The 25049-nt window shown below is 46.2% G+C and carries 19 protein-coding genes, 4 pseudogenes and 1 riboswitch; of the genes and pseudogenes, 12 read left to right on the forward strand and 11 right to left on the reverse strand.

Annotated elements, in window-relative coordinates; translation table 11 throughout:
- Positions 1 to 8: 8 nt before the first annotated feature.
- Both TZ48_RS24430 and TZ48_RS14350 read left to right on the forward strand, forming a co-directional pair.
- Positions 9 to 1199, forward strand: a complete 1191-nt coding sequence (locus TZ48_RS24430) for an ATP-binding protein (protein WP_239670882.1) — start codon at positions 9 to 11, stop codon at positions 1197 to 1199.
- Between the two features lie 41 nt (positions 1200 to 1240).
- A complete protein-coding gene (locus tag TZ48_RS14350) occupies positions 1241 to 1840 on the forward strand; it encodes an HAD family hydrolase (protein ID WP_112479657.1) in 600 nt (199 codons plus the stop codon).
- Positions 1841 to 1882: 42 nt separating this feature from the next.
- Here the strand turns inward: TZ48_RS14350 and TZ48_RS14355 are convergent.
- The 8 genes and pseudogenes from TZ48_RS14355 to TZ48_RS14385 form a co-directional block, all read right to left on the reverse strand.
- Positions 1883 to 2844, reverse strand: a pseudogene (locus tag TZ48_RS14355) (sensor domain-containing diguanylate cyclase).
- Between the two features lie 483 nt (positions 2845 to 3327).
- Entirely contained in the window at positions 3328 to 3750 is a 423-nt protein-coding gene (locus TZ48_RS14360; RefSeq protein WP_112479658.1) for a glycine zipper domain-containing protein, read from the reverse strand.
- A 181-nt stretch (positions 3751 to 3931) separates the two neighbouring features.
- Positions 3932 to 6379, reverse strand: a complete 2448-nt coding sequence (locus tag TZ48_RS14365) for a family 20 glycosylhydrolase (RefSeq protein WP_112479659.1) — start codon at positions 6377 to 6379, stop codon at positions 3932 to 3934.
- A gap of 10 nt (positions 6380 to 6389) precedes the next feature.
- Entirely contained in the window at positions 6390 to 6521 is a 132-nt protein-coding gene (locus TZ48_RS25895) for a hypothetical protein (RefSeq protein ID WP_275426445.1), read from the reverse strand.
- Positions 6522 to 6526: 5 nt separating this feature from the next.
- A complete protein-coding gene (locus TZ48_RS14370) occupies positions 6527 to 7108 on the reverse strand; it encodes an oligogalacturonate-specific porin KdgM family protein (RefSeq protein ID WP_275426446.1) in 582 nt (193 codons plus the stop codon).
- Between the two features lie 75 nt (positions 7109 to 7183).
- Positions 7184 to 8676 (reverse strand): annotated as a pseudogene (locus tag TZ48_RS14375) (sodium:solute symporter family protein).
- A 162-nt stretch (positions 8677 to 8838) separates the two neighbouring features.
- Positions 8839 to 9231 carry a RidA family protein gene (locus tag TZ48_RS14380; RefSeq protein WP_042501660.1) on the reverse strand — a complete coding sequence of 131 codons (393 nt, stop codon included), beginning with the start codon at positions 9229 to 9231 and terminating at the stop codon, positions 8839 to 8841.
- Between the two features lie 57 nt (positions 9232 to 9288).
- Positions 9289 to 10736: pseudogene (locus TZ48_RS14385) on the reverse strand (N-acyl-D-amino-acid deacylase family protein).
- A 182-nt stretch (positions 10737 to 10918) separates the two neighbouring features.
- Here TZ48_RS14385 and TZ48_RS14390 point away from each other — a divergent pair.
- From TZ48_RS14390 to TZ48_RS14415, 6 genes are all read left to right on the forward strand, one after another.
- Complete coding sequence (locus TZ48_RS14390) at positions 10919 to 12187, forward strand: amino acid deaminase (protein ID WP_112479660.1); 1269 nt, start codon at positions 10919 to 10921, stop codon at positions 12185 to 12187.
- 10 nt (positions 12188 to 12197) lie between these two features.
- On the forward strand, positions 12198 to 13061 hold the full coding sequence (locus tag TZ48_RS14395; protein WP_112479661.1) for a MurR/RpiR family transcriptional regulator: 864 nt from the start codon (positions 12198 to 12200) through the stop codon (positions 13059 to 13061).
- A 170-nt stretch (positions 13062 to 13231) separates the two neighbouring features.
- On the forward strand, positions 13232 to 13453 hold the full coding sequence (locus TZ48_RS14400) for a hypothetical protein (RefSeq protein ID WP_042501664.1): 222 nt from the start codon (positions 13232 to 13234) through the stop codon (positions 13451 to 13453).
- A complete protein-coding gene (locus TZ48_RS14405; protein ID WP_112479662.1) occupies positions 13431 to 14681 on the forward strand; it encodes an alpha/beta hydrolase in 1251 nt (416 codons plus the stop codon). The genes TZ48_RS14400 and TZ48_RS14405 overlap by 23 nt, the downstream gene beginning before the upstream one ends.
- A 190-nt stretch (positions 14682 to 14871) precedes the next feature.
- Positions 14872 to 15522, forward strand: coding sequence for an isoprenoid biosynthesis glyoxalase ElbB (elbB, locus tag TZ48_RS14410; protein WP_112479663.1), 651 nt, complete (start codon positions 14872 to 14874; stop codon positions 15520 to 15522).
- Positions 15523 to 15713: 191 nt separating this feature from the next.
- On the forward strand, positions 15714 to 17555 hold the full coding sequence (locus TZ48_RS14415) for a DUF3413 domain-containing protein (RefSeq protein ID WP_112479664.1): 1842 nt from the start codon (positions 15714 to 15716) through the stop codon (positions 17553 to 17555).
- Between the two features lie 80 nt (positions 17556 to 17635).
- Here TZ48_RS14415 and TZ48_RS14420 read toward each other — a convergent pair whose 3' ends face one another.
- A complete protein-coding gene (locus TZ48_RS14420) occupies positions 17636 to 18988 on the reverse strand; it encodes an alpha-amylase family protein (RefSeq protein ID WP_112479665.1) in 1353 nt (450 codons plus the stop codon).
- A 347-nt stretch (positions 18989 to 19335) separates the two neighbouring features.
- Positions 19336 to 19692: a YibL family ribosome-associated protein gene (locus TZ48_RS14425; protein WP_112463060.1), complete on the reverse strand. Its 357-nt coding sequence runs from the start codon at positions 19690 to 19692 to the stop codon at positions 19336 to 19338.
- A 245-nt stretch (positions 19693 to 19937) separates the two neighbouring features.
- Positions 19938 to 20035: riboswitch (purine riboswitch) on the forward strand.
- Positions 20036 to 20177: 142 nt separating this feature from the next.
- On the opposite strand from TZ48_RS14425, the pseudogene TZ48_RS14430 reads away from it, so the two are divergent.
- The 3 genes and pseudogenes from TZ48_RS14430 to TZ48_RS14440 all read left to right on the forward strand — a co-directional run bounded on the left by TZ48_RS14430 (position 20178) and on the right by TZ48_RS14440 (position 23545).
- Positions 20178 to 21396 (forward strand): annotated as a pseudogene (locus TZ48_RS14430) (NupC/NupG family nucleoside CNT transporter).
- Positions 21397 to 21407: 11 nt separating this feature from the next.
- Entirely contained in the window at positions 21408 to 22118 is a 711-nt protein-coding gene (gene deoD, locus TZ48_RS14435) for a purine-nucleoside phosphorylase (protein ID WP_112479666.1), read from the forward strand.
- Between the two features lie 101 nt (positions 22119 to 22219).
- A complete protein-coding gene (locus TZ48_RS14440) occupies positions 22220 to 23545 on the forward strand; it encodes an amidohydrolase family protein (RefSeq protein WP_239670883.1) in 1326 nt (441 codons plus the stop codon).
- A gap of 135 nt (positions 23546 to 23680) precedes the next feature.
- On the opposite strand, the gene ppiC is transcribed toward TZ48_RS14440, so the two are convergent.
- Entirely contained in the window at positions 23681 to 23959 is a 279-nt protein-coding gene (ppiC, locus tag TZ48_RS14445) for a peptidylprolyl isomerase PpiC (RefSeq protein ID WP_004737764.1), read from the reverse strand.
- Positions 23960 to 24137: 178 nt separating this feature from the next.
- Between ppiC and TZ48_RS14450 the strand changes: the two genes are divergently transcribed.
- Positions 24138 to 25043 carry a chemotaxis protein gene (locus TZ48_RS14450; protein WP_042501784.1) on the forward strand — a complete coding sequence of 302 codons (906 nt, stop codon included), beginning with the start codon at positions 24138 to 24140 and terminating at the stop codon, positions 25041 to 25043.
- Positions 25044 to 25049 lie beyond the last annotated feature (6 nt).

Consider the following 25049-nt stretch of genomic DNA (forward strand, 5'->3'; position numbering starts at 1 on the left):
GCAACGCGGTGAAATTTACCCGTGAAGGAAAAGTCACCTTAACGCTTAGCAGCACCAAAACAGAAAACGGTAAGGACGAAACCCTAACGATCTCTGTGAAAGATACTGGCGTCGGCATCCCTCCAGAGAGGCTAGGCACAATCTTCGATCCCTTTACTCAAGCCGAAGCTTCGACAACACGCAAATTTGGCGGCACGGGACTTGGACTGGCGATCGTTAAAAAACTGGCCAACATCATGAATGGTGACGCAAGCGTAACGAGCGAACCCGGCGTTGGAAGTGAGTTTGTTGTTACCATGCAGCTTAGTCCGGCCAAGGCCGTCAAAAAACAACAGAAAGCGCATATTTCACTTGATGATCAAGCCCTCGCTCAGTCACTCAATATCTTGCTTGTGGAAGACAATAAGGTAAATGCACTCGTTGCAAAAACCTTCTGTACTAAGCAGGGACACGAAGTAGAAGTTGCGGTAAACGGTCAAGAGGCAGTAGAAAAAGTAAAACAAGGTCACTACGATCTCATCATCATGGATAACCATATGCCGGTAATGGATGGTATCGAAGCGACAAGAGTCATACGAGATGAACTGCATTCAAAAACGGTCATATTCGGTTGCACCGCCGATGTCTTTAAAGAAGCACATGATAATTTTATCGCCGCTGGCGCAAATCATATCCTGACCAAACCACTACAAAAAGAAAGCTTTATTGACGCATTACAACAGTATCGCCATCTGCTGGTAATGCCGCCAAAACATGAAGCCAATAACAAGGTCGTCGAGTTGATCCGACACGACTTGTCTCAGATGTCGATATCAAACACGACCGAAGCAGAGCTTAAAGTGAGTCCTAACAACGGAAAGTCACTGCTGTCTGAAGATAGAATAAAACAGTTTAAACAAACCAGTGAAGATGCGCTCACCACGCTAATCACCAGCTACTCAAGCAAAGACAAAGCAACGCTTTCAAGAACTTTGAAACTGTTAGATACCGAATGTAGTACAGTGGGTCTGTCTCGCGTAACAGAAAAAACGCGATCTCTTCAAACCACACTTGATAGCGAAATTTGTCCTGCGCTGGAGGAGATGCAGTCACTAGTCAATCTACTTGAGGTCAATATCCATGAAGCAGTTCGAATTCTGGATAAATATCGCGATACGCAAAATCAGTCAGTGTTAAAGTCGTCTAAACTCTCTAGGTAAACGTATCAGAAGCATGACTTATCAAGGACTGACTCATTTCAATGATTAAAGCAGTAGTATTTGATTTAGACAACACACTGGTGACATCAAACATCAACTTTCAGCAGCTAAGACGGGAACTCGCTTGCCCTCCGAATAAGGATTTATTGACCCATGTCGATGAAACCTTTTGTGATAACGAACGGCAGCAGCGCATCGAGACCATACTCAAGCATGAACTCGACGATGCCGAAGCCAGTGATTTAATGGCAGGCGCACGCTCGCTGACAGATTGGTTATCAAACGAAGGCTTAAAATTCGGCATTATCACCAGAAACTGTCGCGAGGCAGCGAAAAAGAAGTTGAGCGCTCATGCACTAACAATAGAAGAGCTTATCACCAGAGAAGATTTTCCTGCCAAACCTGATCCTAGTGCACTGTTACATCTTGTGGACAAGTGGCAGTTGGAGCAACACAACGTTCTTTACGTTGGCGACCATCAATACGACGTTCTTACAGCTCAAAACGCCGGTTGTTTAAGCTGCTTTATTTCAAACTCAAGCCATGAGCCAGATACCTTCGGCGCGGATCTGCATTATTCATCACTGGATGGGCTTCTTACCTATTTGCAAAAAAGCTGTTTGCAAAAAAGTCATTTGTAGAAAAGCTGTCTTTAGGACAGCTATTGACAAAAAGAGTCACGTTCAACCTTGCCCTTTGGACGCTTTGTTTAGGTAAAGCGCTTTGTCAGCAAGGTCGAGCAGTTCATCACGATCAACATTATCGAGTGGAGTGCAGCAAACAACGCCAACGCAATAATCCAAGGTGTAAACCGCTTGATGATTGCGATTGAACGCCGCGGCTTTGTCATTAAACCGCGTCATTGGAAACTTAGAGTCGTTTCCTGTCGTCCCGGACATCAAAACGACAAACTCATCTCCCCTACTCTGGCTATCACATCAGAATCTCTAAAGCTCGCTTTTAACAATTTGGCAAATTGGCGCAGCGCCTCATCGCCAACAGAATGCCCGAAGGTATCGTTGATGGCTTTAAAGTTATTGAGATCAAACAGGGCTACGGTGAACGGCTCCGTAGAGAAACGACATTTTTGAATCACTTTATCGGCCAGTACTCGATAACCACGTCGGTTGGAGATTTGAGTTAACTCATCAAGGGTAGAGTTTAAGTTCGCCACTAACTCAGATTCGGCTAACTTCGCGAGATCTATCAGATCTTGAACTTGCTGATCGGTAAACAATCTCGGTTTACTGTCTATCACGCACAAGGTACCGACCTTGACACCGCCCTCTATTTTTAGCGGCACGCCAGCATAAAAACGGATGTTGGGCTCACCCGTCACTAAAGGATTGTCGCGAAAACGCTCATCAATAGACGCATCGTGAATAATGAATGGTTCGTCACCTAAAATAGCATGACCACAAAATGATTCTCCACGACCCGTTTGATTCGCAGCGAGTCCTACATTAGATTTGAACCACTGGGTGTCTCTGTCAACGATGGTTAGCAAAGCAATCTCCACATCAAACATCCGTTTTGCTAATCGTGTCACCCGATCAAAACGCTCCTCTGGCACACTGTCGATATTAAGCTGTCTGACAATTTTCAAACGGTAATCATCATCGGCGGGAATAGGAGCTGGCTGCATGTGTGAGAGTTCCTCAGAATAAGCGTACTAGACAAATGTGGACGGCGTAATGACACCTTTCATTACTCTCAATGCGCTTTTGAGTTTAAATTTAAAGTGTCCGCTTCTAAAAATTAGTCAAGATTACGAGGGCATGCCACAAAAGCATCACATTCTTAACGTAAATTAAAATGAAAATTCGGCAGAGCTTCTTGAGTGGAGTGTCAGGAAAGTTGCATATTGCAAATATATTGCGGTTTGCATTTGCAATATAAGAATGCATCGAACCTTTTATGTGTAATGACGCACAAAAAGTCGGCAAATAGCTTTTGGCAAAGTTGGCACACATCATGCTATCAATATTATGACTTCAGCAATGAAGTCACCTAGCCAACTGACGTTGTTAGTGAACCGATTTGTTCACACTGTTTTCGGCCGATTGATTTATCAATCGGCCTTTTCTTTATCTCAAAATCTAATCTAATGCTTGCGAAAACAACGTTATTAACCTTCTTGGCTAGACTCCACTTGTTGAGCTTTCTCCATTTCAGCCAGTTTTTGCTCTAACTCACGGATACGAATTTCAGCCTCTAGCTCGTCAGCGCGCTTCTCTGCGTCACTACGACTGTCTTGCTTCATTCCCTCAGCTAGCGTTTCTGTACGCCCTGTTTCACGAGAATCATCCAAGTCCTTCATAGAGCCAGCAACGCCACCAGCGACACCACCAGCAACCGCGCCTTTCACAGCCAGTTCAGGTTCTCCCGTCAGTACGCCCATTGTGGCACCAAGTAATGCGCCTCCCGCTGCGCCTCTATTGCGTGCTGCATTCTCATTTTCCTTATCGAAAGCAGGTGAAGCGCAACCAGTAAGGAGGGCTAGGGTTGCAACAGCAAAAAGTGATTTAACAGAGTGTTGAATGATTGTCATAGCGGGGTTCTCGCAGTGGTTGTGTCTACGAGAGAAAGATTACTGTTTCAATGTGCTTCAAGGAATTCACTTGTCGTTATTAGCGTGATAAGCAGGGGTTATCAGGTCAGCCAAAAAAGCCGGGTATTACTTTGGATTTGTATCCTGAAGTAATGCCCGGCTTGTCGCTGTAAAACAATCGTTACTTGGTGAACGTGTTCAGTAGCATTTCCGTCGGCTTAACGATAGCGACGATCGTTTCATCAATGATAATCGCAGACTCGTTAATCATTGCTTGATACGCCTGAGCATCCGCTTTGCTCACGCTATCACCAGATTTCGCCTTTGATACCAAGGTTAAACCTATCTCAGCAACCTGCTTGGTCGCTTTGGTCAGTGCCACTGTATCGACAGACGCCACGTTGGCGGCAAATACAGGCTCTGCAGCGGTGGCAGCATTCAAAACCGTTTGGTAGTGTAGCTCTAACGCTGTTAGTGCTTGCTTGTCACCTTTCTCGACCTTCTCCACCAAATCATTCATTTCATAAACGGCGTAGCTCTCAACTGGAAGGGCATCAGCAAAACGATTCAAACGCTCATGCTGATTGTAAAGGTCGCCATGGTTTTCCGTTTGAATCCATTTCTCCCAGTTACGAGCATAGTATTGCGCAGGCTCAGTGTATCGCGCCAAAGCAAGAAGCGGCGTGATATCCGCGCCATTGGCTAAGCGTTGCATCATCACTCTAGAATCTGCATGGTGGCGCATCCCTAAAGAAATCTCAGACCAATTATCGATAGCACGCATACGTTTATACATGCTTACTTCATCGGTTAGCTCTTCAGAAGACCAGAAACGCTCGGCAATCGCATAGCTGCGCGGCCAAATGCGATTTTCCATGGTTTGCGAGTTGATGTTTTCCGCCCAAACCGTAATCTCACCACCAAGAATCAGCGACTGCTGTTCCTTGGTAAGCTCGGCTGGATAACCACCAGTAGGTTCTGGGATCACCGCGCCAGGCTGAGCTGAAGATGCCACAATTTCACCTGTCGTCGGCCAACGCACATTACCAATAAGCTGATAGCTGCCCTCTGCCAACTTGTCGCCAGCAAGCTTCAAGTTGAACTCGGTGTAAGACATGAAGTTATCGAAATGACCCTTGAAACTTTCACCTGGGGTGTACTCGATAATTTCTACTTCAGTACGAGATTTGCCGTTGTAATCAGTAAAGGCACGAACACTGCCGTCTTTAGCTTGAATGATCGTCAGCAAGCCTTTGCGAGGACCACCTTTGGTACGCGGCTTCTCCCACTGGTAGCTAACAAATCGCTCGCCTTCATGCAGTTTATCGTCAACTGTAATCCCGTGAGGCATAGGGTCATTGCGGTAGTGGTAGCTGGTCGGCTGAGGTTGGTCTAAGTAGTAGCCTGTGGAAAGCAGTCCCTGATACCCCTCCTGTGCCGCACGGCCAATACTATCGTGGCCACGCCAGCTTTGAATAACGATGGACTTAGGCAGATCTTTATGCCAAATCTCATCCCAGCCGGTCATCTTCTTGCCGCGATCCTCAAGCATCTTCTCTACTTTCGCATTCAAGTAGGACTGAAGACCGCGCTCACCATCTAAGTTGTTTTCCTTAATAAACGCCTGAATCTCTGGATTCTCTTGCCACTGTTTGTAGTTCGGCTCATCACCACCGATGTGGAAGTACTCATCAGGGAACAACTCAACGACTTCATCAAATACGCTGCTCAGCATGGTGTAAAGTTCTGGATTGGTTGGATCCATGAGTGGTTCAAATACGCCCCACTCGCGCTGCTGCGGATAACTTTGCTCGCCCAAACCTGACATCAGTTCTGGATAAGCATGGGCAACCGCTGACGCGTGACCCGGTAGCGAGATTTCTGGTACTACACGAATACCCAACTCACGAGCATAATCGACAACATAGCGAATCTGATCTTTGGTGTAGTAGTCACCATCTGTGGTTTTTTCCCACAGCTTAGTGTAGTTATCAAGCTGAATGCGAATGCCTTGGTCATCCCAAATATGCCAGTGGAACACGTTCATCTTCGCCGACGCCATTGCATCCAACTGACGCAAAATCACTTCCATGTCAATAAAGTGACGTGATGTGTCATACGAGACCCCACGCCAACGAAAACGAGGTTCATCCTCAACATAGATAGCAGGCACTGAGTATCCGATGGCGTCTGTTTTTACTAGCTGAAGGATAGTCTCGATACCACGAATCGCACCATAAGGGCGGTTGGCTTTAAGCACGATCTGACCGTTCTGAACATCCAGCGTATAGGACTCATCAGCATTGATATCTTGCACTGCCGATTTTGGCGCTTGGTCGATATCAATCACTAAGGTTGCTTCACTCGCGCTTTCCGCTTGCCAGTTCAGTGTGGGAAGACCCGTTTGACGCTCAAGACGATTAACAAAACGTTTTGCGGTCGCTTCCACGCGCTCAGAGTTAAAACCTTTGATGAAAATACTAAAGTCTTTGTCGATGACGACAGCGCCCTGTCTTAGCTCCACAGTTTGTGGATAAGGCATTAGATTCAGATCTGTATTCGGTGCCATAGCCCATGCCGTTGATGTTAGTGTGCCTGCGATTAATAAAGAGACGAGTTTCTTGTTCATGACAACTTCCTTAGAAAACAAAATTTAGACCAATGCGATAGCGCCACTCTGTCGCGCCTTTGTTGGGTTCGGGGATGTAAATGTTCTTATCTGCGTCAACAATTTCCGCATATGGGCGCATGAAGCTTGAGTACTTGTACATAAACTTCACCGTGTGTTCGCGAGCCGTTTGCTCTCCGTTGGCAAGTTCGCCGGATGATTGGTGATTTGGTCAAAGTAGGTATAGGCATACGACAGAGTGAACTTGTCGTTGCTGTATCCTGTCCACACGTCGTAACGATTTCGTTTAATGGTTTCTAGCTCGCCTGCGGCATTTTGAGCTTCGGCACTGGAAAAATCATAACGATATCGACCGTGAATAAAGAAGCCATTATCGAAGTTGTAGTTAAGCTTTAGATACGGCATGTAAAAGGTATTTGAACTTAGGAAGTTAAGCGTAATGCCTGGGTTCAAAGTGAAGTTATCATTCACACCGTACGTGTAGTAGTTGGTCACCTCGGTATTAGACAGGCGCAGGTTACTACCAAAGCTATCACCGTAGGTGCCGTGATTAATATTGGTCAGCATTTCAATGCCATAGCCGTTGTCAAAATGATGGCCAAGAATGACGCGGCTGCGATGTCTATCAGACGGGTCTCTATATTCGTGGCGTAAATCCAAATAGGTGGTGGATGCCACTGCTGATGAAGACATCAGCGCTAATAAAGGGTAGATACACTGTTTTTTCATTATGTTTTGTCTTGTTGGGGGATAAAAACGTTTTAGAGTCAGGGTGTCTTGGGCTACACCCTGACTTGAAAGAGATTATTCGGTCACTGGCGTCGTCGATGTTGGTCTGCCAGACTCACCGCCTTGCTCCATTTGTGCACGCTCTGCATCTAAGATGCTTGCGCCTCTTCAGGAGAAACCATGTTTCTTGGAGTAAACAAGCTCACAGCAACACCCGCTAACGTCGCAATCACTACAGATGGAATCACCGGGTTGCCCCAGTAAGCGGACAAGCTTGGGCTAAGGATGACAGTGAACGAGGCCGCTGAAGCACCTACCAAAGTTGCGATAGCGCCTTGCCATGTGTAACGCTTCCAGAAACGTCCTAGCATGCCGCAGACAAACATGCCCGACATCACGGTAGAGATCATCTTAGTGATGTAGCCAATGATGTCATTCGACGTCAGTGCGAATAGTAGTGCAAAGCCAATCACCACAACCAAAGCAAGTCTTGAGTAGTTCATCATCGACTCTTTGTTTGGTACGCGCCCAGTGAACATCACATACACATCACGCAGCAGAATCGATACGCCGGCAATCGCATCTGAGCTCGCACTTGACATGGTTGCAGACAGACCCGCAATCAAAACAATCATGCCGATACCCACAGGCAATACCGTTGCTGCAATGTAAGGGAATGCGAAGTTTGGATTATCAAGGCTTGGGTCGATAGCATGTGCCGCCATACCAATGATGGCTGGAATGATAGAGAAGAACAGATACAGTACACCAGATAGCACAAACGAGCGGCGAATCGTTGAAACATCCTTACCAGAGTAGATACGCTGACGGAAAGAAGGCGTCGCTAACACACCCACACCAACCACAACAGCGAGGGAAATCGCAGGGATAATGCCTAACTTCTCGATAGCTAGGAAGCTGGTTGCTGCCGGATCCATTGCCGCATACAGGTTATCCAATCCACCGATGTGCTGAACCGATAATACCGCCATGAGAATAAAGCCAACAAACAAGATGACCGCTTGAATGGTGTCCGTCCAAACCACCGCTGTGTAGCCACCGATCACCACGTAAATAGTAAATGCCGCAGCAATAATGACCTTAGCCACATTGAGATCAATGTCAGCAATCCAAGCGAGATACATGCCGCCACCCAGAATGTGGGCGCCTAACCAACCAATGGACGCGATAAAAATCAGCACACCAACCAGGTTTTTTACTACGCGATTTGTACCTACGTAATAAGACAGCTCTTCACTCATGGTCATAAAATTGAGTCGACGTACAGGGGCAAACCATAGAGCAAGAAGCAGAATACCAAGTGCACCACCAATACCATACAGTGCCCCAGCCCAACCGTTCGCGTAGCCAAAGCCAACCGCGCCCATACTAGAGCCAGTACCTACCATGGTTGCGACGGTCGTACCTAACACTAGGAACAGTGGTAGACCACGTCCACCAAGTAGAAAATCTTCACCTGACTTTTGGTTGCGTGAGACAAACCACCCTAGCCAAATAAGAAAACACACATATATCCCAAAACTGGAAAGAAATAGTGTACTGTTCATTGAACTACCTCCAGAGATATAAGCAGATAAAACACTGCTTACTTTTACGTTATTTATATCGAAAAGTAATTACATTATGTAATCAGAATGTCATTGTTATTTTTATTGATAAGGGCATCGCAAAATGCCCTTAATAATGTTGCTTACTGTTGAATATTTATTTTATCGGCGATCTTCGCGATAACAGGTCACATCGACTTCAACCTTTACATCAACTACAAGGTCACACACCATGCAAATTCGCGCTGGCGGGTTAGCACCGAAGAACTCTTTGAACACTTTGTTGAAAGATTGGAAATAGCGTGAGTCTGTTAACACGACTTTCACATGCACCACATCTTCAAGGCCGTAACCTGCTTCTTCCATAATATCGACGCAGTTTTGAATCGCTAAACGCGACTGATCCACAATACCACCTTCAACAACCTCGCCATCTGTCATCGGTGTTTGACCCGACACATAAAGAAAGCCACCAGCTTCTGTTGCACGAGCAAAGGGTAAATGTTGTCCGCCAGTACCGGTTCCACCTTCTACACCATAGCGTTTAATAGTCATTGTTTACTCCAGTTGTTACTTCTTATTTAAATGTTACACATCTCGAATAATAATTATTCAAGAGTAATTAGTGCTATCACGATATATAAATCGGCCAAATCTTTTTTTGGCAACTGATTTATTTTGATAGCTAATATTTCCGTTTACGAATACACATTCAATTCCATCAGCGACAGAAATAGGTGATTCAAATGTCGCGGTATCACGAACGTTATGCTTATTAAATAAAACCAAGTCAGCAAACGCGCCCTCTTTGATAACGCCTCTGTTTGCCAGGTTATAGCGCTTCGCTGACATTCCCGTCATTTTGTACACCGCTTCCTCAAGAGGAAATAAACCGCGAGCTTTACAGTAATGGTTAAGAACTTTCGGGAAAGTGCCCCAAAGCCTTGGGTGTGGATGAGGATCGTTTGGCAACCCATCTGATCCCACCATAGTGAGCTTATGCTTAAGCACTCGCTCGACATCTGCTTCATCCATGCAGTGATACACAGCGCCAGCTGGTTGAATGGCTTTAGCCGCTTCCATTAGTGGCAGATCCATTTGCTTAGCGATGTCAGCAAGGAGCTGCCCTGCATACTCAGGCTTGTTTTCAGACCAAGTAATGAAAATATCGAAATCATCCGTCACTTGTTTTAAATCAAGCGTTGATGAGCTTGCTGAATAGGGGTAGCAGTCACAGGAGACATCTTGGTGCTGAGCTGTTTTTTCGAGCAAGTCGAGAACTTCAACGGTTCTTCCCCAGTTACCAGCACCTGCGCATTTCAAGTGAGAAATAACCACGGGTACTCGGGCATGTTGACCCGTTTCAAAGGCCTCTTCCATGGCACCTAAGATTTCTTCAAATTCAGTGCGCATATGAGTGGTATAAATGCCGCCAAACTCAGCCAATACCTCTGCTAGTCGCATCACTTCACTGGCGGTTGCTTGCTTAGCGCTGGCATAGGCCAAGCCAGAACTTAATCCCAGCGCACCTTCGGACATCGCTTGTGCTAATGCAGTCTGCATCGCATGAAGTTCATCTTCTGTAGCTTCACGGAGCAGCTCATCCATCACGTTATTACGTAGTGTGGTGTGCCCTATCAAGGCAGCAACATTAACCGCAGGCTCCGCTTGCTCAACCGCAGTCGCGTACTCTGCAAACGTTGAGTACTTAAAATCCTCTTGCTTACCCAATAGATTCATCGGTCTGGCGGCGCAACGTGTAATGTTGCCGGTGATGCACTGATGCCGCAGTTACCAACAATCACCGTTGTCACGCCTTGACTGATTTTCGGCAAGCAATCTGGGTAGCGAATAACATTGGTATCATCGTGAGTGTGAACATCAATAAAACCAGGGCTGAGCACCTGCCCATGGCCGTCGATGATCTTGCTCGCCTCAAAGCCTGCAAGATCACCAATTTTAGCGATGCGATCTTGCTTAATAGCCAGATCCGCATGGTAGGACGCCTCATTGGTTCCATCGACGATTTCTACATTTTTTATAATAGTGTCGAACAACATGACCTTATCTCTCGACTTCACGCTTTCCATGACACCTATGTTAGAAATTACCCTCACAAAACTCAGTGACAAATTACACAAAAACACCATAGAAGTTTGATAGTTTCTAACACGACGAGTATCATAAAAACCATCATTCATTATTAATCAACTACTTAATTCATGTTAGTGTGAGAATTAAAATGAACAATCTATTTAAAAAAGATATAAACAATCACAAAACCCATGCGTTGGGATATGCAATTGGTCAAAAAGGAATGGCGTGTTGCGACCATGAAAAGCCGAGTTACAGCTTACTTAAAGAAGAAATTAGCTTGCCTGCAGCCGTGATTAAGCGCAGTCACTTAGAAAATAACATGCAGTGGATGCAAAAATTTGCCAACTATCACGGCGTCAAACTCTGCCCACATGGCAAAACAACCATGACTCCCGAATTTTTCCGTCAGCAGCAGGACTGTGGTGCTTGGGGAGTGACAGTCGCCACCGCCCCACAAGTTGAAGTGGCCGCTCACTGTGGTATTAGCAATATCATGATGGCCAACCAACTCGTAGGTAAAGCCAACATGGCCATGGTTCATCGAGTACAACGAGATACCGATGCTCGCGTAATAGTATGTGTCGACTCAAAGCAAAATATTCAGCAGTTACAGCACTATTTTGAACAGGCTAACAGCTCAATTGACGTTCTGATTGAATATGGCGTTGCTGGCGGTCGCTGCGGCTGTCGCACAGTCGATGAAGTCGTCGCGCTTGCTCAGTTTATAACAGAGACGCCAAACGTAAATTTGATGGGAATTGAAGTCTATGAAGGCGTTATACACGCTGGCGATGAAGAAGCCCGTGTACGGCAGTTTCTTGCCAGCACGCTTGAGTTAGCCGGTCAGTTAGTTGCAGACAATCTACTGCCAAAAAAACCGATCGTCACAGGAGCTGGCTCTGCATGGTACGACGTGGTCGCGGAAGAATTTGCCCACCTCAACGCCTTTGATGCCATTTTACGCCCTGGTTGCTACGTCATTCATGACACTGGTATCTATTTAGACGCCCAGCATAAAGTGATGCAGCGTGCTGAGAAAAACCAAGGTTTTGCCTGTGAGCTTGGAGGCGATCTCTCTTCCGCTTTAGAGGTTTGGGCGTATGTCATTTCTCGCCCTGAAGCCACAAAAGCCATCATAGGCTTGGGCAAGCGCGATGTGGCATTTGATGCGGGGCTTCCTATTCCTGAGCGAATCTATCGCGATGGTGAGCAAATAGATACAGCAGGCCTTGTGGCGACGGATGTGATGGATCAACACACATTTATGTCAGTTCCAGAGGACTGCGATCTCCAAGTTGGTGATATGATTGCCTTTTCAACATCGCACCCTTGCCTAACCTTTGATAAATGGCGCTACATTGCAATTAGCGATGACCAACATAATGTCGAACATTGGGTCGAGACAGCATTCTAGAGGGAACATTTTGAGCGTAGAAATAGACATTATTTCTCAAATCACGGAGCGCTACAGTGCGCTTCGTGACGCAGAAAAAAAGGTCGCTGACCTTATCACTGATGATGTGAGCAGCGCTGCCAACGCCAGCATTACAGAACTCGCAGAGCAAGCGAGCGTGAGTGAAGCCACCATCACTCGCTTTGCAAAAGCGGTGGGGTGCAAAAATGTTCGCGACCTTAAGATCAAACTGGCGCAATCACTCGCGGTTGGTCAGCGCTTTATTATTGAGCCTCCGGTTCAAACCGGACATCAAGGTATTTACGAGTCCATCAAACAGGCTTTGGACATCAATCGAGCACTTATTAACGAATCAGACATCAGCAAAGCAGCAGAACTGCTTCACTCAGCAAGGCAAATCATCGCAATTGGCGTCGGTGGTGGGTCTACCATTACCTCGCAAGAACTACAACATCGTCTATTTAGACTTGGCTACCCAGTGGTTTCATACAATGATGGGTTACTCACTCGCATGGTGGCGGCAACAGCCGATGCCAACGACGTAATGGTGGTGATATCTGCGACGGGTCACACCCCTATCGTGGTTGAGACTGCGGAAACTGCGAAGCAATATGGCGTCCCCGTGATTGCGATTACCCCTTCAGGATCACCACTGGCGAACCTTAGCGATCTCGTTCTGCCTATCGTTCACAAAGAGACTGATTTTATCTACAAACCATCTGCCTCACGCTATGCGATGCTTGCTTTAGTTGACGTCATCGCTATGGAGCTCGCAGTGAACCATAAACGCCGCTCTCGCGACCGCCTTCGCCGCTTAAAACTTGCCTTAGATACCCACAGAACGGGAAGTGATCGCCAACCACTAGGCGACTAATTACTACTTAAACCATCCTCCCCACCAAACATGAACATCTTTTTGAACCAATGTTCATGTTTGGTTCATATTCCTTAGCGTAGTATCTCGATATAAAGGAGCGATATCAGTAAAGGATGCCCATAAAGACTCGTCCATTTTTGCATTCGGTTTATTACAAAGAGGTCATTATGAAACAAGCACTCCTAACCATTAGCGCACTATTTATCGGTTTTGTGGCAATGATGTTCAGCCTACTAATGGCAATCCCAATGGCTATTGCTGCATTTATCACTGGCAACCGTATTAAAAAGCAGTTAGACAAAGAATTTGCTCGTCAGCGCGAGGCACAAGGCCAAACCGCAAACGGCAATACTATCGAGGGTGAATATGAAGAAGTTTCGTCCAAGTGAATCCAAACGCGAAAAACGATCGCGTCATAAGCGAAAACTGGTGGCGTTAGCGTTTTATCTGTCTGCTTTTATTACTGCCGGCATCATTGGCTGCTCAACGAAGAACGAAAACCCTTCGTTTTCTCATGCGCCGAGCCTGCCTAGCTACCAACAGTCGACTTACCAAGACTATGTTGACGAGACTCAGCAGTGGCTTGCTGAGAATCGCGCATACAAAACCGATGATCACTCATTAGAAGTCGCACTGAACAGCCCTTTTGAAGTCGTGCCTGAAGATCCAAACGGCAAGGCCGTACTGTTAGTACATGGCCTTGGCGATTCGCCCTACTCTTTTCGTGATATCGCTGATCATCTTGCCAAACAAGGTTATCTCGTTAGAGCGATATTACTTCCTGGCCACGGCAGTAAAGTCGGCGATCTCATTCTGCCAAGCTTTGAAGATTGGCATGGTGTCGTAGAGCACCACACTGCCCTCTTATTGGACGAATATCCATCTATTTGGCTCGGTGGCTACTCAACCGGTGCTAACCTAGTGACCAGCAAAGCACTATTAGATGACCGCATTTCTGGGCTTTTGTTGTTTTCCCCAGCGTTTAAACCGACATCTACCGCTGTCAAATACGCCAGTTTCGCAAGCGTGTTCGTGCAATGGGCAGATAAAGACCCAGAAGACAACATGCTTCGCTACAACTCCCTGCCAATGAATGGTGCGGCGGTCTATTACGAAACCGTTAGCCAAGTACAAAAACAATTAGATAAACACCAATTCGATAAACCCACGGTGATGGTGCTAAGTGAAGGCGATAGCGTCGTTGACACAAAAGCAGCGGTAGATTGGTTCAATAGCCATTTTTCAAATCCAAACAACAAGCTGATTTGGCAGGGTGACAATGCGCCCAAAGGTAGCGGAGCCATCGCTCAAACCATGCGCCTCCCTGAGTTTCGCGTGTCCAATGGCTCGCATATGGGAATGTTGTTTAGCCCAGAGAATCCATACTATGGCACCCAAGGCTCAGTGCGTATCTGTGACAACGGCCAACCCGAAGAGGCTTATGTGGCTTGCCTAAATGGAGCGCCAATGTGGTATTCCTCATATGGCTATCAAGAGCCAGGGAAAATCCACGCGCGTTTAACTTTTAACCCCTACTTCGACCAAATGTCTGAGATTATTGATAGCGTCATGAACGGTGAACGTCATTACGAACAGACAGCCAGTGCAAAGAAATAGGTAGCGCTCGTTACCTTTTTATCCCTTTCCCTCACACTTTTGTCTAGCGGAGCACATTATTGACTGGGCTTCGTCCAACTCGCTGTAAAATCTACTAATATCGCTATATAGCAGTGCTCAAGTCACGTTTAAGCGTGAGATGATAGAGATAATTTGAGCACATAGTTGACAGTCATCAGAGGTCGAAATTATGAAGAAAATAGCAGTCATTCTAAGCGGTTCTGGCGTATTTGATGGTGCTGAAATCCATGAGTCTGTTCTAGCACTGCATGCCATAGAAAAAGCTGGAGCAACGTGGCACTGTTTTGCGCCAAACGTAGAGCAATATCATGTCATTAACCATATCACCGGTGAAGAAATGGAAGAGTCGCGCAATGTCTTGGTTGAAGCGGCGCGAATTGCACGTGGCAATATAGAAGATGTCGAAAAACTGAACGTTGACGACTACGACGCGCTGCTTGTACCTGGCGGCTTCGGTGCGGCCAAAAACCTAACCGACTTTGCCATCAATGGCGCTGAGTGTTCTATTAACGCAAGTGTTGCTTCAGCTTGTCGAGCTTTCAAACAAGCGAATAAGCCTGCGGGCTACTTGTGCATTGCCCCAGTCATCATCCCTATGATTTACCCAGAATCTGTGTCCGGTACGATCGGCAGCGATACAGGTACGGCTGAAGGCTTTAACGCACTTGGTGGACGTCATATTGAGTGTTCCGTCGACGATTTTGTCTATGATGAGAACAACAAAGTCCTCTCTACGCCGGCTTATATGCTCGCAAACAGCATCTCAGAAGCGGCGAGCGGCATAGACAAACTTGTGAGTAAGCTGGTTTCATTGGCCTAATTGAAAAGCTTCAATCGGTTTACCTACACCAAATGAATTGATTTGGTGTAGGTCACCTTCTTATTGTCAATAATGTGTAACATTCTACTTCCCTCTATCGGCAAAAGTTTCAATCTCCCCCAAGCTCACGTACAATATGCGACCTTGTCGACGTGCGACAAACCTAGATTTTACATTTTGGTCTATTGAATATGCTTAAGTTTTTAAAATCAAAGCTGAGTCCTTACTATGAGTTTTGGATCCTCAATGCATTGCTTGCGACGCTCATTGGCGCTCGTTATTTCCTTTACTTTCCAGACTTACCCTTTGATGGACTTCAGTTCTCGTTTGCTGTAACCAGCTTGTTCAGTCATATGGCATTACTTGCATTAGTCTTCTGGCTTGTGGGTTTGGTCATTTGCTTCTTGCCATTGAAGATTAAGCGACCTATCTTAGCGCTCATCGCAACCATTGCTCTCGGCTTTTTGTTTGTCGATACCATGGTATTTGGCTTCTACCGATTCCACCTAAATTACCCAGTGCTTTCTATGGTAATGTCGGGACAAATCGTTGAATTTCCATGGTCTGCATGGCTAATGCTTGTGGTTGGTCTTGGCGCCGTATTCGCACTTCAGTGGTGGGCTCTAAGCAAAATGGAGCTTCGCAGCTTCACGTTAACCAAAAAGCTTCGCAAAATATTTTTTCCGCTGTTCATTGCCACCACATTGGCAAGCCACGGTATTCACATTTGGGCTGCTGCGAAAACCTACCAGCCAGTCATGTTTGTGAACCAGTATCTGCCGATGTTCTATCCAACAATCGCGAACAGCTTCCTAATTAAAAAGGGTTGGCTAGACCGCGAAGAGCTAGAAAGAAACCAAGCTAAAGCTCCAAAAGTACAAGGTGGTCTTAACTACCCGCTAAATCCAATTGTTGGTGAAGCACCGTCACAGCCGAAGAACATCATGTTAATTCTGATCGACTCATGGCGCCCAGATACAGTGACAGCCGAGTACATGCCAACCGTTTACGACTTGTACAACGAAGGTTTATCATTCGATAAACACTATGCTTCTGGTAACGCGACTCGAATGGGTACATTCGGTCTATTCTACGGTCTACCTGGTCCTTACTGGCATCCAATGCTAGCAAACCAGCGTCCAGCGCTGTTGATGGATCGCTTGCAAGAACTTAACTACGAGATTGGTGTGTTTACATCGGCACACATCGAGTCACCAGAGTTCAACCGCACTATCTTCGCCAACATCCCGAATCTTCGTATTCGTGGCAAGAGTAAAGGCAACTCTGCTGATCGTGATATCGAGCTCGTCGACGATTGGATGGCTTGGTATGACGTTAACAAGTCAAAACCAACCTTCTCGTTCTTGTTCTTTGATGCGCCACATGGATTTATTTTTCCTGCGGATTATGAGCCGAAGTTTGAGCCAATGTCTGGCCCAAACAACCCGTTCGTGCGCAGTAACGATTCCGATCCAGAGCCTATTTTCAACCGCTACCGTACAAGTACTCACTTTGTTGACAGCAAAATTAAAGAAGTGATTGCCAAGCTAAAAGCGGAAGGCACCTATGACGATACACTGATCGTTATTACCGGTGACCACGCTGAAGAGCTCAATGACAACGGACAAAACTTCTGGGGTCACAACGGTAACTTCACCGAAGCTCAAATCAAAGTACCGTTTATTATGATTGGTGCTGGCGTCGATAAAGAAGCGAACTTGTGGCCGAAAGACAAGATGACCACGCACTACGATTTTGTCCCAACCATCATGAAGAACTACCTAGGTGTGACTAACGACATCGAAGATTATGCGGTTGGTGAAGATCTCTACGGTGAGTTTGTTGATCGCCCTTACACGATTGTTGCAGACTACGGCGACTACGCTGTTGTATCTGAAGATAAGATCTTCTCACTCAAAGGCAACGGTCTCTATGAAGTAAAAGACGGCACCAACCGACTATTACCAAAGCAAGAGATTGACCACGAGCGTATGCACTACGCCATTGAACTGCTTACCCGCTATACGGAGTAATTGCTAGCTTCAATAAAAAAGCCCTCGCAATATTTTGCGAGGGCTTTTTGTATCGGCTCAGTATGTTAAAAGCTACCGACTCAAACCGATACTAAAACCTCAGCGCTCATTGGTTCGATATGCAGCGCGCCACCAGCCTCTACCACTGCATCAGAAAAGATCGAACTCAGCGCGTTAATTTGATTGAGAGCCACCACTTTACTGCGCGATGACTTATTGATCACAACGACGCCTTTGTCACCTCGGCTGAATGCCAACAGATCTTCATTGGCTTCAATGATCTCAGCTGTCGCTTCATGTACGGTATGATAGAAGTGAATCAACTTAGCAAGCTTAGGATCTTTCCATCCGTCTACCCATCTTGGTAAGCCTTGTTTATTCGTAATGCCGCTTGGGTCGAGATCGCTGTAAATAAGTGGCACGCCTTCACCACGAGTAAGAATATAGACATACGCCAGCCACTCATCCTGCTCTTTCATGACCATATCACTGAAGACATCATTGTTTGGAATATCATGCGTCGTCACGAAGGTAATTGAGCGCTCATGCGTCAGAGCCTGACCGAAACAATAAGGGTCAATCAATGAGGTTAAGCTCCCCTCCTTGGATGAGAAGGCTTCAAAAATGGTTTTGAACAGCGGAAAATCGTACGCGGCTAATCTCGTCTCTTCAAGGTATGGCTGAAGGAACAGTTCGTACTCTTCCTCGGTCGCACCGCCATCAGTAATAATCTCTCCGAACACATGCATGCCTTCAGTGATCTCATCAGTGAATACCTTCTTAATGTGTTCAAGAGTAAGGTGCTTGGCCGCATCAATGCGATAGCCACGCACACCAAGATCTTTCATCGCCAATAGATACGCTTGCTGCTGGGCAATCACGTGCTCGCTGGTCCGCAATGTCGGCAAGCCTGGATCTTCTGGCCCACCGGTCAGGCGGCCATTTTGCACTTCCCAGCGATCCTTCCAGTTTTCGATACCAAACGCTTCAACAAAATCCTCTTCTGTGAACAGCGGTTTACTCAAGTCACCAAACAGCCTTTGCTGCTCAAAGTAGCTAGGATGCTCTTGATAGCAAGCGATGTCTGATTGACTTGGGTATTGAAGATCAAGACGCTGGCTTGACTCATTGGCCATGTGATTGAAAACCACATCTATGTATACCCAAATATCGAGTTCATTGAGTGCAGCCATCATAGCTTTAAAGTCTTCAGTATTACCGAGTTTGTTATCGATAACGCGATAATCTTGAGGTTGGTACAACTGCCACCACAACACTTCCTTCTCGCCACGGTAGGACTTCATCGGTGGGGAAACAAGCACTGTCTTGTACCCAGAGGCTTTGATTTCCTGAGCGCGCTCAGTCACTAAAGCGTAGGGCCAATCGAACGCATGTAGGATCACGTTACTTTGACTGGTGGTTTTGATAGACATTAGGATCGCCTTTATTAGGTAGAATTACTTCAATTGATAAAATTATAGTGATTGAGGAAAACCGCGGCTCATCCTCAACTTGGTTTCTGTTGGTTTAGGCGGTAGGCGTAGAAGAAAATTAACCTTAGAAAATCGCTATAACCACTCAAAGAACTCGATAATTCATTGAATTTAAAGAACTAAACAAGAAACATTTTGCAACAACCCCGGCAGTTATCCGAGTTTGCTTTATCGTGAAGCCGTGAGCAACATCACAACGTGTGAGGAAGGCAGAATACCTCATCTATATGAAACACAATCAAAAAAGGCGCACGCTGTTCACGTACGCCTTGTTGGCTAAAACTGCATTAGAAAGGTTTTGGTGCGTAGCCTGTCATTACTTTTAACTTTAGCTCTTTACCAATTTTCGTCATTGGGTGAACAACAACCAAGCCTTTCACAGACTTTTTCAGCTTACCCATATCCGCCTGCTCTGCTTTGGTGATTTCACGAGAGAAAGGCATGTCCAGCAAACTTTTACGCTCTTTGTTCATGTCGTAGCTTTGCTTGTGCTTTAGTTGAGCCAGTTTCTTGGTCATCTTGTCAATTTCATCGGTAAAACGCGAAATCATTTCATTGTCACCACGAGCTTTAGCTCCATTTAGCTTGTGCTTGCACTTATCTAGGCGGTTATTCAGTTTCTGGAGTTCTTGTTTCGAGCTCATGGCATGGACCTTTTTATGGTGAATGATGGGGACAAACGCTGGATATTCAGAGTCTAACTTATCCGCAGCCAATCTGCATAACTGACATCAGCGCGCACGATCCCGTATCTTGGTCGCGCATCATAAAGTTTACGATTCAAGAATGCCAGAGTTGAACGCAGAAATTTCTCAAACCGTTGAAATAGTAAAAAGCAAACGGTTGCAATCACAAAAACCTTTCTATAGAATCCGCTCACCCCGAATTGGGGACTTACTGTCAGGCATTTTGTATAAGCTTCAAATATGGTGAAGCGTTTCTACAGAGCACCAATAATGCTCCGCTATAAAATGACTCGAATCCACATCTGCTCTTATGCCAAATAAGTCTGATCAGTGAGTGTTATTTATACACACGCACTTAATATCTGAGACAAGTGCGATCACTTAGATTTATTACTACCTATTTAATACGGACATTGCTAGGTAACACATGAAAGAGCTGTATCATGTCACTACTTATGAGCATTGTCGGAATCATCGCACTGCTATCGGTTGGTTTTCTTTTCTCTGAAAACCGTCAAGCCATCAATAAACGTACTGTCCTACTTGCCCTCACTGCACAAATTGGCTTTGGTGCCTTCGTTATGTTTGTCCCTCTGGGTGAGCAAATTTTGCAAGGCATGTCGAATGGCGTCAATCACGTTATTTCCTACGCTAATGAAGGTCTAGCGTTCGCTTTTGGTGGCTTAGGTAAGTTCGAAATGGGTTTCATTTTCGTTATCAACGTACTTTGCGTCATCATCTTTATTTCGGCACTTATTTCTGCACTGTACTACCTCAACATCATGCAAACGCTGATCAACGTCATTGGTGGTGTACTAACCAAGCTACTTGGCACCTCTAAAGCAGAATCACTGAGCGCCACCGCAAACATTTTTGTTGGCCCTATCGAAGCGCCATCTATGATTCGCCCACTGGTCAAGAATATGACTCGTTCGGAGCTGTTCGCAGTGATGACTGGCGGTCTCGCGAGTGTCGCTGGTGGTACTATGATTGGCTATATCAGCTTAGGTGTGGATCCAAAGTACATTATTACCGCATGTTTTATGACAGCGCCCGCTGGCCTGCTGTTTGCGAAGCTGCTATGTCCACAAACCGAGGAAGTGACGACTGACAAAGCCATCAAAGTTGACGACAAAGACGCACCAAAATCGCTGCTCGATGCGATTACAGAAGGCTCTCTAGTTGGTATGCACCAAGCAGCAACAGTAACCGCCCTCGTCATCTCTTTTGTTGCGTTAGTGGCACTACTTAACGGCATTATCTCCGGCTTGGTGGTCTTGCTGGCTTCGAGAACGCGAGCCTTGAACTGATTATCGGTTATATCCTGTCACCGCTGACATTCCTAATGGGAGTGCCGTGGAGCGAAGCGGTTACCGCGGGTGCGCTTATTGGTAAAAAGATTGCCGTAAACGAATTTGTTGCTTACATGAACTTTGTTGAGATTAGCGAAACCTTGTCAGCAAAAACTCAAGCTATCATTGCCTTTAGCCTGTGCGGCTTTGCCAACATTGCTCGCTCGCCATGGTGATTGGTGGTATTGGCGCTATGAACCCAGAGCGTCGTCCCCTACTTGTTGAAATTGGCCCACGTGTACTATTTGGTGCCATTCTAGCGAACTTAATGTCAGGCACTATCGCTGGCCTGCTTATCACTCTGTCTTAAGGAAAAACGCCATGCCTACTCCACATATTAATGCGAACAAAGGTGACTTTGCGGAAACGATTCTAATGCCAGGTGACCCACTTCGCGCTAAGTTGATTGCTGAAACTTACCTAGAAAATCCGCGTTTGGTGAGCGACGTGCGTAACGTCTACGGCTACACCGGCTCTTACCAAGGTAAAGAGATCTCTGTTATGGCTCACGGTATGGGTGGCCCTTCTGCGACAATTTACTTTCATGAGTTAATGACTGAATTCGGCGTTAAGAACTTCATTCGAATCGGCAGCTGTGGTGCGATTCACGACGATGTAAAACTGAAAGATGTGATCGTCGCGATGGGTGCATCGACGGACTCTAAAATCAACCGCATTCGTTTCCGTGATCACGACTACGCCGCGCTAGCTGACTTCAACATGCTACAAAACTGTGTATCCGTGCTGAGCGAAACCGACATGAACTACCGTGTGGGTCAAGTATTCTCTTCTGATCTGTTCTATCGTCCAGATTTTGATATGTATGAGCTGATGGCTAAGTACGGTGTACTGGGTGTAGAAATGGAAGTGAACGCGCTTTACTCGTGTGCCGCTGAAAATGGCTGTAAAGCGATTGCAATGTGTACTGTGACCGATCACATCACCAAAGGTGAGCACCTCACCGCTGACGAACGTCGCACAGAGCTGCACGAAATGATTAACGTGGCGCTAAAAACCGCGTTGACGCTGTAACCATTATCAAGCCCAGCATTTGACTGGGCTTTTTAATCGTTGATTTTCAAAAGTCACTTTTTGCCGAGTTGGATTTTAGCCACACGTTTTTAGGAACTGAGATGTCAAATCAAGCCTTTGTTGCCAATCTATATCATGCCCCAGAGAAAGGGTCATTCGACTATATCGAGCAGGCGTGTATTGAAGTGGACGATTTGGGAATGATTACCCAAGTACTGTCACCCGATCACCCAAACTACGCAACGCTAGTCGAACAACACGAAAATACTCGTAGCTTAACGCGCCTTGCCGACCATCAATACTTACTGCCGGGACTCGTCGATCTTCATACCCACGCACCGCAGTGGCCTCAAGCAGGCAAAGGACTGGATCTTCCGCTGCATGATTGGCTAAACCAGTACACTTTTCCGCTAGAGAGCCGCTACAGCGACCTCACATTTGCCGCTCGAATTTACCCTGAGTTAGTCGACACACTGCTTGCGCATGGCACCACTACCGCCATGTACTTTGCCACCATTGACAGTGCACCATCAGAATACCTCGCGAGCGTGTGTAAAGAGAAAGGACAACGTGCGCTTGTTGGTAAAATCTCTATGGATGAAAAATCGATGTGTCCGGATTACTACGTTGAATCATCCACGCAGCAGGCGCTCTCTGACGCAGAAGCTTTCATCCAAAATGTGAATGAAATAGACGCAAAGCAAGGATTGATTTATCCCGTAGTCACACCCCGCTTTGTACCGACATCAACCAAAGCACTACTAGAGGGTTTGAGCAAACTGGTTTCCCAATATCAGTGCCACGTGCAAACTCATGCCTCAGAAAGCGATTGGGCTCGAGATTTCACAGAGCAGACCTATCAAAAAACGGATGTTGAGTTGTACAACGAAACAGGACTGCTGACGCGTAAAACGGTACTCGCCCATTCAATCTTTCTCAGTGAAAGTGATAAAGAAACCATCAAAACTGTTGGCGCTGGCATTGCGCACTGCCCTCTCTCCAACATGTACTTTGCCGATGCCGCATTTCCACTAAGAGAAGCAATCGATAAAGACCTTCATGTCGGTCTAGGCTCCGATTTATCCGGTGGACCACTGCCTTCTATCTTTCACGCAGCATTAGATGCAGTGAGTCATTCTCGCGTGCGCGAAGCAGGCACGAATACCCATATCATGGAACAGCGCGGTGAAGCGAGCACGCGCGTGTCATTTGTGGAAGCATTCTGGCTCGCAACTCATGGTGGTGGCCTAACGCTTGATTTACCGGTTGGCGTATTCAAGCCGGATACTACTTCGACGCACTTGTGGTTGATAGCAACACCCATGGTAGCCAAGTTCGTATTTATGATGATCTCGATAGCGAGCAAGACATCTTGGAGAAAATCATTGTGCATACCACCGAACCTGCGATTTCGTCAGTTTGGGTGAATGGCCGAAAAGTGAAGTGACGTTAAGGGCAACATTGCTTGCAATGCACTGTAATATTGGAATAATTAGCCCGCGCTGAATGCGCGGGCTAATTTGTATTTGAACATCTCTGTTGAGCGAGAATACGTGAAGGACTCAAGTTCTATACAAAACCTTTACAACATGCCATCCGAATTTCGTCTTCACCAAATGTGGTACAAGCGTTTCGCCAGAGAAGCAGACTTTATCAAATTGAGGTACCATTTGGCCTTTGCGGAACTCACCTAAATCGCCGCCTTTTTTGCCTGATGGGCAGGTGGAGTACTTTTTCGCAAGTGTTTGGAACTTAGCACCTTTCTTCAGCTGTTTGATAATATCTTCAGCTTGCTCTTTGTGTTTAACCAAAATGTGAAGTGCTGCCGCAGTTCTCGCCATGGGTTGCCTCGATCTTTATTCGACTATGGGATGATAAGTGGCGCTGAGTGTAATTCAAAATGAGATTCAAATCACGTTTACTTTTCACGTAACTAAAGTTTTTCGGGCAACTGCCGCATTAACATTTGCTAGGAAAGTTTATAAAATCAATCTATTGGCGAATAGAGAAAGCAATATAATGAAAGCAACCATCAGTAAGGCAAATCAATCACAGGGCATGTTGTTGTTTACACTTAACATGCAAAAGCAACGTTTTGCCATCGGTACACTCAAGGTGCGTGAGATCGTTCCTTTCATGCCGACGACACAGATTCCCTACTCACACCAGCACGTGGTAGGTACGGTGAGTATTCGCGGCCTAACCGTCCCCGTTATTGATATGGCTGCGGCTATCGGCTTTCGTCCTATTGCGCCAGAAGAGTACAACAGCACCTATCTGGTCGTTACAGACTGCCTGCGCACTGTCGTCGCCTTCATGGTGCGAGAGATAGACAAAATCATCGAGTGTGATTGGAAATCGATTGAGCCTGCACCGGAGAGCAGCGGCAAAAATGTGTTTGTCACTGGCGTAACACGTTTTAATGACCAAATCGTCCAATTGCTGGATGTCGAGTTGTTGCTATCGAAAATTTATCCGCAATACGCTGATACCAAAATTCCTATGCTCACCGATGTGCAGAGGGAGCGAATTAAAGCGCTCAATATCTTGTTGGTGGATGACTCTTCTATTGCCCGCAAACAGCTTGGTGATGCACTTAACCAAATTAATATTCCGTTCGATATTTGCAAAGACGGCAACAGCGCTCTCACATTTATGCGCAATAAAGCCGAGCAAAACGATGCCATCGACATTCTTGTGAGCGATATCGAAATGCCAGGCTTAGATGGCTATGAGTTGGCATTTGAAGTACAAAATGACCCTAGCTTGGGACACGCCTATCGAATACTGCATACATCGTTATCTAGCGAAATGTGTACCGAACGTGCTCATCAGGTGGGTGCTCATGAAGCATTAGTGAAATTTAATGCAGGTGAGCTTATTGAAGCAATGTTGCGCGGTGCTGAGCAGCTTACCGCTCACTAACTCCCC

The sequence above is a fragment of the Vibrio variabilis genome (genome assembly GCF_003263785.1).
In the GTDB taxonomy this organism is placed as follows: domain Bacteria; phylum Pseudomonadota; class Gammaproteobacteria; order Enterobacterales; family Vibrionaceae; genus Vibrio; species Vibrio variabilis.

Excerpts from the sequence above, each read along its gene's own strand:
- TZ48_RS14350 (WP_112479657.1), top strand. The coding sequence starts at position 1,241 with ATGATTAAAGCAGTAGTATTTGATTTAGACAACACACTGGTGACATCA.
- TZ48_RS14360 (WP_112479658.1), bottom strand. The coding sequence starts at position 3,750 with ATGACAATCATTCAACACTCTGTTAAATCACTTTTTGCTGTTGCAACC.
- TZ48_RS14365 (WP_112479659.1), bottom strand. The coding sequence starts at position 6,379 with ATGAACAAGAAACTCGTCTCTTTATTAATCGCAGGCACACTAACATCA.
- TZ48_RS25895 (WP_275426445.1), bottom strand. The coding sequence starts at position 6,521 with ATGTACAAGTACTCAAGCTTCATGCGCCCATATGCGGAAATTGTTGAC.
- TZ48_RS14370 (WP_275426446.1), bottom strand. The coding sequence starts at position 7,108 with ATGAAAAAACAGTGTATCTACCCTTTATTAGCGCTGATGTCTTCATCA.
- TZ48_RS14380 (WP_042501660.1), bottom strand. The coding sequence starts at position 9,231 with ATGACTATTAAACGCTATGGTGTAGAAGGTGGAACCGGTACTGGCGGA.
- TZ48_RS14390 (WP_112479660.1), top strand. The coding sequence starts at position 10,919 with ATGAACAATCTATTTAAAAAAGATATAAACAATCACAAAACCCATGCG.
- TZ48_RS14400 (WP_042501664.1), top strand. The coding sequence starts at position 13,232 with ATGAAACAAGCACTCCTAACCATTAGCGCACTATTTATCGGTTTTGTG.
- TZ48_RS14405 (WP_112479662.1), top strand. The coding sequence starts at position 13,431 with ATGAAGAAGTTTCGTCCAAGTGAATCCAAACGCGAAAAACGATCGCGT.
- elbB (WP_112479663.1), top strand. The coding sequence starts at position 14,872 with ATGAAGAAAATAGCAGTCATTCTAAGCGGTTCTGGCGTATTTGATGGT.
- TZ48_RS14415 (WP_112479664.1), top strand. The coding sequence starts at position 15,714 with ATGCTTAAGTTTTTAAAATCAAAGCTGAGTCCTTACTATGAGTTTTGG.
- TZ48_RS14420 (WP_112479665.1), bottom strand. The coding sequence starts at position 18,988 with ATGTCTATCAAAACCACCAGTCAAAGTAACGTGATCCTACATGCGTTC.
- TZ48_RS14425 (WP_112463060.1), bottom strand. The coding sequence starts at position 19,692 with ATGAGCTCGAAACAAGAACTCCAGAAACTGAATAACCGCCTAGATAAG.
- deoD (WP_112479666.1), top strand. The coding sequence starts at position 21,408 with ATGCCTACTCCACATATTAATGCGAACAAAGGTGACTTTGCGGAAACG.
- TZ48_RS14440 (WP_239670883.1), top strand. The coding sequence starts at position 22,220 with ATGTCAAATCAAGCCTTTGTTGCCAATCTATATCATGCCCCAGAGAAA.
- ppiC (WP_004737764.1), bottom strand. The coding sequence starts at position 23,959 with ATGGCGAGAACTGCGGCAGCACTTCACATTTTGGTTAAACACAAAGAG.
- TZ48_RS14450 (WP_042501784.1), top strand. The coding sequence starts at position 24,138 with ATGAAAGCAACCATCAGTAAGGCAAATCAATCACAGGGCATGTTGTTG.